9 protein-coding genes are annotated in these 12,762 nt (G+C 70.0%); 4 read left to right on the top strand and 5 right to left on the bottom strand.

The features are described 5' to 3' along the window. Positions 1-44: 44 nt before the first annotated feature. A complete protein-coding gene (locus tag ACA514_RS45065; RefSeq protein ID WP_375047644.1) occupies positions 45-2,261 on the bottom strand; it encodes a glycoside hydrolase family 3 C-terminal domain-containing protein in 2,217 nt (738 codons plus the stop codon). Between the two features lie 14 nt (positions 2,262-2,275). Continuing rightward, on the bottom strand, positions 2,276-5,056 hold the full coding sequence (locus ACA514_RS45060) for a family 78 glycoside hydrolase catalytic domain (RefSeq protein WP_375047643.1): 2,781 nt from the start codon (positions 5,054-5,056) through the stop codon (positions 2,276-2,278). 351 nt (positions 5,057-5,407) lie between these two features. Between ACA514_RS45060 and ACA514_RS45055 the strand changes: the two genes are divergently transcribed. Together ACA514_RS45055 and ACA514_RS45050 are read left to right on the top strand one after the other, a co-directional pair. Further along, positions 5,408-6,418 carry a LacI family DNA-binding transcriptional regulator gene (locus ACA514_RS45055; RefSeq protein WP_375047642.1) on the top strand — a complete coding sequence of 337 codons (1,011 nt, stop codon included), beginning with the start codon at positions 5,408-5,410 and terminating at the stop codon, positions 6,416-6,418. A 371-nt stretch (positions 6,419-6,789) separates the two neighbouring features. Beyond that, complete coding sequence (locus ACA514_RS45050; protein WP_375047641.1) at positions 6,790-7,632, top strand: SGNH/GDSL hydrolase family protein; 843 nt, start codon at positions 6,790-6,792, stop codon at positions 7,630-7,632. 8 nt (positions 7,633-7,640) lie between these two features. Here the strand turns inward: ACA514_RS45050 and ACA514_RS45045 are convergent, their stop codons facing one another. Next, positions 7,641-8,360 carry a ferredoxin reductase gene (locus ACA514_RS45045; RefSeq protein ID WP_375047640.1) on the bottom strand — a complete coding sequence of 240 codons (720 nt, stop codon included), beginning with the start codon at positions 8,358-8,360 and terminating at the stop codon, positions 7,641-7,643. Here ACA514_RS45045 and ACA514_RS45040 point away from each other — a divergent pair. Next, positions 8,344-8,511: a hypothetical protein gene (locus ACA514_RS45040; RefSeq protein WP_375047638.1), complete on the top strand. Its 168-nt coding sequence runs from the start codon at positions 8,344-8,346 to the stop codon at positions 8,509-8,511. The genes ACA514_RS45045 and ACA514_RS45040 overlap by 17 nt on opposite strands. A 397-nt stretch (positions 8,512-8,908) precedes the next feature. Here ACA514_RS45040 and ACA514_RS45035 read toward each other — a convergent pair whose 3' ends face one another. Together ACA514_RS45035 and ACA514_RS45030 are read right to left on the bottom strand one after the other, a co-directional pair. Beyond that, entirely contained in the window at positions 8,909-9,664 is a 756-nt protein-coding gene (locus ACA514_RS45035) for a hypothetical protein (protein WP_375047637.1), read from the bottom strand. Next, a complete protein-coding gene (locus ACA514_RS45030) occupies positions 9,661-10,824 on the bottom strand; it encodes a hypothetical protein (protein ID WP_375047636.1) in 1,164 nt (387 codons plus the stop codon). Before ACA514_RS45030 ends, ACA514_RS45035 begins: the two co-directional genes overlap by 4 nt. A gap of 561 nt (positions 10,825-11,385) precedes the next feature. On the opposite strand from ACA514_RS45030, the gene ACA514_RS45025 reads away from it, so the two are divergent. After that, on the top strand, positions 11,386-12,555 hold the full coding sequence (locus ACA514_RS45025; RefSeq protein ID WP_375047635.1) for a hypothetical protein: 1,170 nt from the start codon (positions 11,386-11,388) through the stop codon (positions 12,553-12,555). The last annotated feature ends 207 nt before the right edge of the window (positions 12,556-12,762 follow it).

The raw sequence follows: 12,762 nt of genomic DNA, 5'->3' as shown, positions 1-12,762 counted from the left end.
TGGGGGTGGTCCCTCCTCCGAGGGGTGGGGGGTGGGGTGTCGCTTCAACGGCCTGCCGCTGAGGCCGCTCGGCTCTCCTCCGCGAGCCGTTCGAGCGTTTCGGTGGAGACGGTGAGGCCGGTGAAGTCGATGAACTGCCGGATCGGCATCGAGTCGATCATTCGCAGCAGGTGGCTCTGGGATTCGGCTTGCTCCTTCTGCTCGGCGGTGAGGTTCTCGGACAGCGCATCGAGGAGCCGGGGACCGGCGACCGGGTGGTCGAACCAGTCCTTGAGGGGCGACTCGAGGCTGAGCGGCTTGGCCAGTGACTGGCCGGTCAAAGTGATCGTCTGCTGGGCGACGATGCGGGCCGCGCTCTCGCCGATCTGGACGGTGTACTCGCCCGGGGCGACCGTCCATCGCGACGCTTCGACGTCGTAGTAGGCGAAAGCGCGCCGGCTGAGCGGCATCTCCACGCGGGTCGACTCTCCGGGGGCGAGCGCGACCTTGGTAAAAGCGCGGAGCTCGCGTACCGGCCTCTGGACCGGTGCTCGTCCGGGCGCGATGTACAGCTGGACCACGTGCTTGCCTGGCCGGGAGCCGGTATTGGTCACGGTCAGCGCTGCGGTGGCGCAGTCATCGCCGGTGACGGTCACGGCGAGGTCGGTGGTTTCGAAGGTCGTGTAGCTCAGCCCGTGCCCGAACGGGTAGCGGACCGGGGTTTGCGCGTAGCCGTAGTAGCGGTAGCCGACCATGACTCGCTCGCCGTAAAGGACCTTCCCCGCCTCACCTGGAAAATTGAGGTGCACAGGATTGTCCTGAAGGCGTAGCGGAATCGTCTCGGCGAGGCGGCCCGAGGGGTTGACAGCGCCAAACAGCAGGTCGGCGATGGCGCTGCCGCCTGCCTGACCCAGGAGCCAGCCTTCGAGGATCGCGTCCACCTCGGTGTGCCAGTCCTCTAGCGAGACCACCCCGCCGTTGGACAGCACGACCACCGTGCGAGCCGCGACCGCGGCCGTGGCGCGGATCGTCTCCACCTGTGCGGTGGGCAGGTGGATGTGCTCGCGGTCGAACCCCTCGGACTCATCATCTGCGGAGAGGCCTGCGAAGACGATGGCGATGTCGGCTTCTCGAACCGCCTCAGCCGCCTGAACGTCGAGTTGCGGTGCGTAGGTGACGGTCTGGTCTCCGCTGTCGGCGAATGCCTGGATCGCTTCCAGCGGAGTGTCGATGTGGGTCGGCGTGATGTGGGAGCTGCCGGCACCCTGGAACCGGGGATTCGTGGCCTGCTCCCCGATGACCGCTATTCGCCGGATCCTGGAGGCGATGGGCAGCACGTCGGCGTCGTTCTTCAGCAGCACCGCGCACTCGCCGGCGAGTTCCCGGGCCAGGCGGTGGTGTGCCTCGGCGTCGTGGACCGCCGGCTCCGGACGGTACTGCCTCGTCAGCGCCACAATGCGGCGGACGCTGTCGTCGACGATCGCCTCGTCGAGTTCGCCGTTTCGCACGGCCTGTACGACCTTGGCATCGTCGATGCCGCCCGTGCCCGGCATCTGCAGGTCCGTCCCGGCCTTCAGTGCCGCGACACGGTCGCCGACGGCGCCCCAGTCCGAAACGACGAGCCCGTCGAATCCCCATTCGGTGCGCAGCACATCGCCGAGCAGCCACGAACTCTCGGTCGCATGAACGCCGTTGAGTCTGTTGTAGGCCGCCATGACCGTGGCGGGTTGCGCGTTCTTCACGACGTGCTCGAATGCGGGCAGGTAGATCTCGCGCAGTGTGCGCTCGTCGACTTCGGCGCTCACCCGCATCCGATCGGTCTCCTGGTTGTTGGCCGCGAAGTGCTTGATCGAGGCGCCGACGCCTTCTCCCTGCAAGGCGCAGACGTGGGCCGCGGCGAGCACGCCGGTCAGCAACGGGTCCTCGGAGTAGTACTCGAAGTTGCGGCCGCACAAGGGGGAGCGCTTGATGTTCAGGCCGGGGCCCAGGCTCACCGAGATGCCCAATGCCCGCGCCTCGCGTCCCAGCGCGGCGCCCAGCCGGGCGGCCACTTCGGGGTCCCAACTGGACCCGACGGCCACGGCAGGCGGGAAGCAGGTCGCCGGAACGCTGTCGCCGATCCCCAGGTGGTCACCGCTCTGGCCTTGCCATCGCACGCCGTGCGGCCCGTCGCTGAGCGCGATCGAGGCGAGGCCGGCGTGCTCGATCCTTTCGGTATGCGCGAAATCGCGCCCGGACAGGAGTGACGCCTTCTCTTCCAAGGTCAGCTGATCGATGTCCACAGAGATGATTCCGTTCAGAGTGATGTGAGGTCGGCTTCTTCGCGTGCGCCGTTGAGCAGGGCGAACCCGGCCTCGAGTTCCCCGGCGAGTTCCTCACCGCCGCCGGGAATGAGCGCGATGGCTTGGCGGACGGTCATGTTCTGGGCGGTGGCTCCCAGGCCCGTCTCGATGTGCTCGGCGAGTTCCGGCATCCGGCGGACGATGGCGTCGACCAGGAGTCGCTCGGCGGCGGGACGCTCGGCGACATCGCTTAGCGGACTGTCGAGGCTCAGTGGTGCCGCCACCGACGTCGCAACGGCGTACGGGACGGTCCAGGTGTGCGTCCCCGAGCCGACGGTGAAGGTCTCGCGGCCCGGCAGGGTGATGTCCGCGGTCGTGTTCGCGGGAACGTCGGCCTCGACCGTGAGTCGGTCGCCGCCCGTCCTCCATGAGCAGGACGCCAGGCCATAGGGCGTGCGGAGCCGAGCGGCGGCGTGCGTGAGCCCGCCACCGGGTTGCGGCCGCACCGCGACCTTCCGATAGCCCGGTGCGGCCGGCGCCAGACCCGCGACGGTGCGGTGCAGCCAGTCGGCGACCGCGCCGAAGGCGTAGTGGTTGAAGGACGTCATGCCGCTGGGATTGAGGGTGCCGTCGGGGCGCAGGCTGTCCCAGCGCTCCCAGATCGTGGTCGCGCCCATGGTCACCGGGTAGAGCCACGACGGGCACTCCTGCTGGAGAAGCAGCCGGTAGGCGCTGTCCAAGTGGCCCTCCTCGGCCAGCGCGTCACAGATCAGCGGAGTGCCGACGAAACCGGTGGAGATCTTGTAGCCGTTGGCGCGCGCCAGGTCGGCCAGGCGAGCCGCGGCACGGTGTCGGCGCGACGCGTCGGGGAGCAGGGCGAACTGGAGTGCGAGGGCGTACGCGGTGAGGGAATCGCTGAGAAGCCGTCCGCCGGCGGTGATGTACTCGTCCTGGAACGCCTGGCGCACCTCGGCCGCCAGCGCCGAGTACACCGCGGCGTCCTCGTCGCGGGCGAGTACGGCGGCGGCACGGGCCAATAGGTCGGCCGAGCGGGCGAAGTAGGCGGTGGCGACGATCTCGGGATAGGTCCTGGCCTGATCGGGACGGTCCGCGGGGGCGGTCGGGTCCAGCCAGTCACCGAACTGGAAACCGGCGTTCCAGATACGCTCCGGGCCGGCGAGCTCGGTCACGTGGTCGACCCAAGCGCGCATGGAGGAGAACTGCCGTTTGAGGATGCCGGGGTCGCCGAAGTGCCGGTACAGCACCCAGGGAACGACGACGGCCGCGTCCCCCCAGGCAGCAGCCGCCACGCCGGGGAGCCCGATGTCCGGTACGACGTACGGGACGAGGCCTTCCTCGCGCTGCTCGGCGGCCAGATCGGCGAGCCAGGAGGTCAAAAAGCCCGCGCAGTCGTAAAGGAACGAGGCGGTCGGCGCGAACACCTGCAGGTCGCCGGTCCAGCCCAATCGCTCATCACGCTGAGGGCAGTCGGTGGGCACGTCGAGGAAATTGCCGCGCATGCTCCAGACGACGTTGTCGTGCAGTCGTTCCAGCAGGGGATCCGAGCAACTGAACCAACCCGTGCGTTCCATGTCCGAGTGGCACACCGCAGCGCTCACCTCCTCGACCGGCCCGGTCACCTCGGCGTACCGGAACCCGTGGAAGGTGAAGCGAGGCTCCCACGTCTCGGTGCCGCCGCCGCGCAGGATGTAGGTGTCGGTGGCCTCGGCCGTACGGAGCGGCGTCATGCACAGTTCGCCGTCATGCAGGACCTCGGCGTGGCGGAGTATCACGCGATCACCGGCGCGACCACGCGCCTTGATCCGCAGGCGCCCGACGACGTTCTGCCCGAAGTCGATGATCGTGTCCCCGGACGGCGAGGTCAGCGTGCGCGCCGGCGGAAGGATCTCGGTGACCCGCACCGGCGGGCCTTCCGGGGCCACCAGCGTTGACAGATCGCGTTCCAGCACCTCTACCTGGTGCCAGGCCTCGTCCTGGTGCCCCGGCTTGGACCAGCCGGGACGCTCCCGCCGGGCGTCGTGGACCTCCCCGTCGTAGAGGTCGGACGACACTAGGGGGCCCGGCGCCGCCCGCCAGGTCGGCCCGGTGCGGAAGCGTTCGCTCGTACCATCGCCATAGACCACTTCGAGCTGGGCGAGCCAGGCCAGCCGGTCGCCGTAGAGGCCTCGTTTTCCCTCGAAACCGAGCCGGCCGCGATACCAGCCGTCGGCGAGCATGGCGCCGAGACAGTTGGTTCCCTCTCGGAGCATTCCGGTCACGTCGAAGGTCTGGTAACGCAGGCGGTGGCCGTAGGCGGTCCACCCGGGCGCGAGGACGTGATCGCCGACGACTCTCCCGTTCAGCTCGGCCTCGTACACGCCGAGAGCGGTCGCATACAGGCGCGCGTGCTTCACCCCGCCACGCACCTGGAACTCTCCGCGTACCAAGGAGCCGTCTGTTGGACTGACGAACTGGGCGTCCCAATCCGCGGCCTCGAGCAGGCCGGCTTCCACATGCGACGCCCTGCTCCACGGCGTCCAACCGTCCGGGCCCTGCACCCGTACCCGGACCACCACCTGTTCGCGTGAGGCGAGAGGCGAGAAAGGCCATTCCACCAGCACCGATTCGGCGGACTCCACGAGAGCACGTTCGCCTCGCGCCTCGATCTCGTATGCCGTCTGGCTCCAACCGTTCTCAACGGTCTCGGTCACCCATGACAGACGTGGGCGCGGTGCTCCGATGCCCAAAGGCTCGCGCAGGTGCTCGAACCGGACGGCGGAGACGTGAGTTCTCATCGATGATCCTCGGTCAATCGGCGGTAACACGTGTAAACAACAGCTAGCGAACGAGGAACCCCCAAGCGACACAGGCCGTCGGTATGTACAGCGCGGCGCGGCGCCCCAGGGCGGGCGGGGTGGGGAAGGTCTCGGGCATCCCTGTCTCCGGGGTGGAGCGTGGCAAGTGCGAAAGGCTTCTGGACGGTGGTCCTTGACCGGGCGTTCGTCGTGCTGCGAGCGATGGGCGTGCGATCCGGCGACTGCTCCCGCCAGGGAAGTAACACGTGTAACTGACAAGTGGGAGCACGGTAACATCGGGGTGGCGTCGCGGCAATGGCCCGGGACCGTCGAGCGTGAGCGGGGACAGCGGTGGCAGGGAAGAAGGCTCCACGCAGGGTCACCAGTGCCGACGTCGCGCGGGAGTCGGGGCTCTCGCGCGCGACCGTCAGTTTCGTGCTCAACGACAAGCCCAACAAGTCGATCCCGCCGGCGACTCGGGAGCGCGTGCTGCAGGCCGCCGCGCGGCTCGGCTATACCCCTTACGCTCCGGCTCGCACGCTGCGTAGCGGCCGCAGCGACATCGTCGTGCTGGTCTTGCCGCCTTGGCCGCAGGGGCCCACGGTGAACGATCTCGTCGAGCGGGCGGCGGAGGCGCTGACAGAGGCCGGTTACACCCTGGTCACCCATGTCCATTCCGGCGGGCCAGACCGCCTGGCAGCGATCTCGGTGGCGCTCGCCCCGGCCGCATTGGTCGGCCTTCAGCCATTCAGCGCCGACGAACTCGACGGAATCCGCCGAATCGGAACCACCAAGGTGTTCCCACCGCCCGAGTCATCCGCCGACTACGATCTTGCCGTCACGCTGTGGAGCCGGGGAGTCGGCCGCTTGCAAGCGGAACACCTGATCGCCCGCGGACATACGCGGATCGCCTACGCCCTGCCGGACGACCCGCGTCTGTCCGGGCTCGCCCGCGGGCGTCTGGAAGGCGTCACGCAGGCGTGCGCCGAAGCCGGGCTGCCCTTCCCAGTCGTCTCCACCGTCCCGCTGGACACGGAGGCAGCCGCCCGGGTCGTGGAGGCATGGCGAGCCACGGCGTCGCCGTCCACCGCTGTATGCGCCTACAACGATGAGATCGCGCTCGCCGTCCTGGCGGGGATGCGGACCGCGGGGTTGTCGGCGCCCGCCGACCTGGCCGTGATCGGAGCCGACGACATCACCGCAGCCCGCTTCGCCGTGCCGCCTTTGACTACCGTCGCCATCGACAGCGGTGACGTCGGCGCCGACTTGGCGCGAGCCTTGCTTCTGGCTCTGGACGGCGGTGGTGAGGACTTCGTCGTGAATCCGCGGAACATCCACGTGATCGAGCGGGAGTCCGTGTAGGACCATGCGATTCAAAGCAGAGGAGCGTCCGCGTGGGCAATCCTCGGTCCCATTCTCGAGATGTCCGGCCGTGACGACCGTCACGGCCGGGTCCGTTCCGTCGGCCTACGCTACTTCCTTTACGGATTCAAGGATCTGGGGAGCCTACCTGAGCCCGATCAGCTTCCGTGCCGCGGCCAGACGCGTCTGGAGTGTAGGCGGCGGTGTAGGGGCGGTCGAGGCCGCTTGAGCTTGGCAATCTGGTTCTGCATCCGTTGGTGCCCTTCCGCTGCGGTGCTCGGTCGTCAGCTCGGCGGACCGTCGGAATCGCCGGCTTGGGCGGGATGTTCAAGTCTGGCGAGTGAGTGATTTCGTTTCAAAAGGGAGCGCGGGTGGCTGATCTGAACAATGGCGCCATCAGGGGCGGCCGGTATGTGGCACTGGGAAGCTCGTTTGCCGCGGGCCCCGGCATCCCGCCCCTTGTCAACCGGCGTGCGCGGAGGTCTGGACGCAATTACGCGCAACAGGTGGCCAAGAAGCTGTCCCTCCGGTTGACCGACGCCACCCACTCGGGCGCCACGACCGAGGACGTCCTTATCGGCACCCACTCTCGTCTTCGTGCACCTATGCCCGCGCAGGTCGAGGCCATCGAACCGGATACGACACTCGTGACGATCACAGTGGGCGGCAACGACATCGGTTATATCGGCGGTCTCATCACAGCGAGTTTGGCGGCTCGGGCGGGGCGCCAAGTCGCCCGGCTCTCACCCGGGGTCGCCGAATGGATCCGCGGCCGCGTGGATCTGGAGGTCGACGCGCGACGGGTTGAGGAGGCGACGCACGCGATGACGACCGTGGGCAAAGAGGTCCGGCGCCGCGCTCCACGGGCCCGCGTGCTGTGGGTGGACTACCTCACCGTCGTGGGCAGCCATGAGATCGCCCTGCAGTCCCCGCGATCCCGGTTGCCCTTGACGATCGACGACCTGCGCAAAGTTGCCCGCACTGCCAAGCTCTTGGCCGAGGCGTTCGCGACCGCCGCGCATGAGAGCGGTACTGAGCTGGTCGGTACCTCCTCGGCGAGCATGGACCATGGGGCGCTGTCACCCGAGCCGTGGGTGACCGGCTTCGAAGGTTCCCTGATGAAGCGGGACGCGACCGTGCCTTATCACCCCAACCTCGCCGGGATGACAGCCGTAGCCGAACTGATCGTGGGACACCTAACCGTCAGTCACTGAGCCGATCCCTAGACGAACGCTGCGGCGTCGAAGTCGGCGACCCATCCTCCGCCCGGGCGTTCACGACGCAAGGGCGCCGCGATCGTCCTCCGGAGTATCGCGGTCGTCTCGGACCGGCATTGTTCCAGTTCGACCTTCTCCCCGTCGCCGGTGTCGGATCTCCGGGTGGCGGCGCCGAAATGCTCGGTCTCGCACCTGATGCCTGCGGTCTCACAGATCTCGGTCACGCTGTCCAGGAGGTTGTGAGGGCCGCAGCAATAGACGGTGGCGCTTGCCCCGAGGCCGCCGATCAGCGCCTTGAGATTGGGTCTCGGTTGGGTCGCGGTGTCCACGAAGCGGACCCGGTCTGCGCCGGTGGCCGCCAGTTCGGGGCGGAAGGGCATCGTCGCAGCGCCACGGCCGCAGTAGACCGCCGCCCACTTCGCACGGCGTGCCGCGAGGACGCGCGCCATGGGGACAAGCGGTGTGATCCCGATACCGCCGGCGATCAGCAGGTACTCGCCCGCGTCGCAGAGCGGGAAATGGTCACCCATGCCGGTCATCGCCAGTTCCCGGCCGACCAGCGCCGTACCGTGGATCTCCGCTGAGCCGCCTCGTCCCGCGGCCACGGGTCGCACCGCGATCGTGTAGTGGCGGCGCTCCTGCGGGTCTCCGCAGAGCGAGTACTGGCGTGTCAGTCCCGACGGCAGCCGGGCCGTCGCCGGCGAGAAAGTGGACGACATCCGCAAGGACCTGATCATACCCACCGGGAAGAACAAGGGCCAGAATCCGTCACTGGCCAGCATCTACCGGGCACTCGCCGAACACGCCAAGGCCAGCGCCTACTCCGAGGCCGTGCAGCAAGCGCATGCGGACTTCGCCACCTTCCGGGCCGATTGACCGTCATCCGAATCCCGTCCAGCGGCCGGACCCGCCCAGCAGGAAGCAGCGGCCGAGGACCGCAGGCGCAGCGGCCGCCAGCCTGCGGTCGCTGGCTGTATCACGACCGGGCAGCGGCTCGGCGCGCCCCGCACCCGGCGGCGTCCGGCGGAATTGCGCGGGCACGCCGGCGGGTGATGAGGAAGCGACGCTCGGCCTCGAACTCCTCCAGCGTCCGACACCGGAAGGTTGAAGATCCTCAGCAACTGAAGGGCAGTGTCGGGGGGCCGCCCAGGTCGAAAAAACCTCACACTCAAACCACCGAAGGGCTGGTCCGGGCATCGGTGTGAGGACGCTCCGCCAGGTGTAGGTCACCCGCGTCACAGCAGCCGAGACACCCAATCCGCTCGTTTGGGGCTCATGACGCGTTTCTTACCGGCACCCCATCTACGGAACGGGCCGCGGTCAGTGCTGCGCTTTTGACTGCGGTGGCGGTGAGCGTGACGAACTCCGAGACCAGCAGCAGTACCTGCCCGCACTGGGCGCCGACGGCTTCGATGTCGCGGTGCCGGCGGCTGCGGGTGCCCTTGCCGGAGGGGTCGACCAGGTCCAGTTCGTGCACGACCTCCTGCCGGGCGTTGAAGAACGGCTGCTGGTCCTTCAGCACCTGGTCGCTGACCTGTTCGCCGCGAACGCCGAGCGCCTTGCGCACCGCGATCAGATCCTTGGCGCCCTGGATGCTGGCTGCGGTCAGGTCGGCGACATACAGCTCGATCAGCGCGGCCCGCGGGTCTAGCGCCACGATGGCCTGCTTGGTCGCCTGGGTCGGGGCGGACTGGAGCCGCTTGTCGTAGAAGTGTCCGACGAAGGCGTTGTGCGCGGCGCCGTCAACGGCCAGCAGGGTGGGCAGCGTGTCGCGTAGCAGTGTGCGCAGGCTCGCGTCCACGCCGGCAGAGGTGAACGCAATCGCCGCGCGGGCCAGATCACGCTGGCTTTCGGAGATCGCACCGCGCGGATCGCCTTGCTGGCGCAGCTGGTTGAGCGTGTCGAACAGGCCCTTTACCGACTTGTGGGTGGCCTGCAACCGGGCCCAGCTGCGCAATGCCTCTTCCGGACACCCGTGTGGTTTGCGACCGAGGTCGGGGAGCCGCACCTGAATCAGTTTGGAGGTCACTGAACGTCCCCGGCCGCAGTCGGGGCGGTGGCCGCGGGAGATGTGGTGGCGCGTTGTTCGGCGGTGAGCGCGCGTTCGAGGAGCGCGGCGGTGTCGGCGCGCGCAGCCGCGAGCGCATCGCGCACCTCGGCCAGTGTCGCGGCGGTCTGAGCGCGCTCGGTGTCGGCCTGCGCCGCGCGCTCGCGGGCCGCGTCGGCCTCGGCGCGTGCGCGGTCGGCCTCGGCCAGCGCGGCTTGGTGGCCCAGCGCCAGCTCGTCCCGCTCGGCGCGCGTCGCGGTGAGCTGGTCGCGGGTCTCGGCCAGTGCGCCTTCGGCCTGGGCGGCGCGGGCGGAAAGGGTCGCAATCTCGGCGCGCGCGTTGTCGCGCTCGCCGCAGGCGGCCTGCAGTTGTGCGGTGAGCGCGCGGATGTGCTCGGTGGCGGCGCGGTGCTGCTGGAGCACCTCCTGGTGAGCGGCCCGGGTGGCCTCCCGGCCGGCGTGTGCCTGGTGCAGCTCCTGCTCGACCGCGTGCAGTTGGTCGCGGGTGTCGGCCAGCGCCGCGCGGGCGTCGTCGCCGGCGCGCACGGCCAGCGCGGTCTCCCGTTCGGCGGACTGGCGGGCCTGCTCGGCCATTCGGGTCAGGCTCTCGGCGGCGGCCGCGCCTTCCTCGGCGCGTTGCCGCGCGGTCTCGGCGGTCTCGGCGGCGGCGCGGGCGGCCGCCGCGGCGTCCTCGGCCTCCTGGGCTGCCTGGGTGGCGTGCCGGGCCCGTTCTTCCAGGGAGGCGTTGCGGGCGGCGATGGTGCTGCCGAGGTGCTCCAGGGTGGTGGCGAGCTGCTGGTCGCGGGTGGCGGCGGCGGCCAACTGCGCGCTCAGCTCGGTGATCGCGTCCGCGTGCGCGCGGCGCGCGGCCGCCTCCTGCTCGGTTGCGGTGATGAGGGTGGCCAGCGGCTGCTCGGTGACGGCCCCGACCGTGCTGGTGCGCGCGCGCCGGGCGGCCTCCTTGCAGTCGATGCCGCCGGGGCCGGCGCCGGGCGCGTGGTATTGGCGCGGCCGTCCGGTGCCTTTGGGGGGCGGCAACGGGCCGCGGCAGTGCAGGCAGCGCCCGTGCGGAGCTTCGTGGTCGGCCGCTGGGCCGGTGTCCGGGGCGGCGTCCCCCGGGGAGGCGTCGGCGATGTCGGTCACGCCGATCCTCCAGCCCAGTGCTGGGCGGGCAGGGCGGGGCCTGGGCCGGGAATGGCGTGGCGGGCGTGTGGACGGGTCTGCGCGGCGCCTGGCAGCCGCCCCGATCGAGCGATCATGCAGTAAGGCTAGCGTGGAACACGAAACTTCGAAAGCGTTTCGAGGTTTCGTAACCTGAAAAGCTTGATCGTTAAGGAAGCGAAGAAGGAGAAGTTCTTCACTCCCTTAACGATCTTGAACGCTGTTAGAGTGCCCCCATGCCTCACCGCGATCAGCACCCCGACGCGAGCGACCCCGGGGGTCACCGGCGTCCCCGCCGGCACGCCGAGCGCCCTGCCACGCGCACGCACCGCGGACGTTTAGCAGGGGAGGGGGGCCCGGGCCCCGCCGCTGTCCAGCGGGGACGCGGAGGGCGTGCCCGGGGTGCGGTGGGAGGACGACATGAGCGGGCCTGACAGCGGCATCGACCTCGCGGCGCCGATCTCGGAGCCGACACCACCGCTCTCCGCTGCGGAAGAGCTAGCAGACCGGCCCGCAGACCGGCCCGGAGGAGAAGTTGAGGCGATGAGCGGGGTGCTCGTCCTGCCCGGCCGGGATGGGGCGAACGCTGCCGCGCCCACCGCGCCCACCGTGCCCGGCCGGCGCGGTCCCGTAGCCGGTGCCGACGCGGCACTGTCGGCAGGCGCGGCCGACCGGATCGAGCGGGTGCTGTCGGACCGCACCCGCGCCGCCTACGCCCGGCAATGGGAGTCCTTCGCGCGGTGGTGCTGGCTGACCGGCCGCACCGCGATGCCAGCCAGCGCGCAGACCCTGGCCAGCTACATCGACCACCTGTCGCGCACCCCGACCGGGCGCGGCACCCCACCCGCCCCGGGCACCCTGGCCAAGGCGTTGGGATGCCTGCAGGGCCTGCACAAGGCCGCCGGCCACGTCGCCGACGTGCGGCTGGCGCGGGCGGTGCTCACCGACTACCGCCGCGAACGCGCGCACGCCGGTCACCGCCCGCGCCGCTCCACCCCGGTCACCGCCCGCGGCGTGCTGCCGCTGCTGCTGGAGGCGACCCTGGACGCGGTCACCACCCCGCGCCTGGACCAGCGGATCAGCGCGCTGCGCGCACTGCAGGTCCAGGTGACACTGGTGCTGGGGCTCACCCTGGCCGGACGGTCCAGCGAGATCGCCGCCCTGGACATCGAGGACATCGCCTTCCCCGAGCCGGGCCGGATGACCGTCACCATCCGCGCTTCCAAGACCGACCAGCAGGCGGCCGGCTCCATCCAGCACATCCAACGCGGCCAGCACGTGGCCAGCTGCCCCGTTCGCCTCACCCAGGCCTGGATCGACACCCTGGCCGCGCACGGCATCACCGACGGGCCGCTGATCCGCGCAGTCGACCAGTACGACCGGCTGGCCGGCACCCCCGGCTACGCAGCCCGGCACCCGGCCGGTGGGGTGCCCCGGATCGGCAACACCACCCTCAACGCCCTGGTGCGGGCGGCGGTGGCCCGCGTCAACGACGCCGCAGCCGCCCGCGGGCGGCCCGCGCCCCTGGAGGATCCGAGCGCCTACTCCTGGCACGGACTGCGCGCCGGGCTGGCCACCAGCGGCGGCGAGGCCAACATCCCGCCCACGGCCATCGGCGAACGCGGCCGCTGGAAGAGCCTGCTGATGGTCATGCGGTACTGGCGCGACGGCGCCGCCTGGCGCCGCCAGCTCGAAGCCGAAATCGGACTGTGAGCCGAACCTCATAACCCGGCGCTCAGGTCCTGGCAGAAGCGACGGCGCGGACATGCGGGCGGCCCGCAGCGGCTCCGCCCTCTAGGTCGTGTCCGACGGATCTTGGGTGAGGTCGCGGAGCCAGATCTTGATGGAGGCGACGTCGATGGTGCCGTCGTAGACGAAGGCTCTCTTGTCGTAGCGGGTTGCGACCGCCCGGAACTGCTT

It is taken from the genome of Actinomadura sp. NTSP31 (genome assembly GCF_041951385.1).
GTDB classification, from domain to species: Bacteria; Actinomycetota; Actinomycetes; order Streptosporangiales; family Streptosporangiaceae; genus Spirillospora; species Spirillospora napierensis.
Note: the sequence above shows the minus strand (reverse complement) of the source record. Positions and strands in the feature narration are given on the sequence as shown.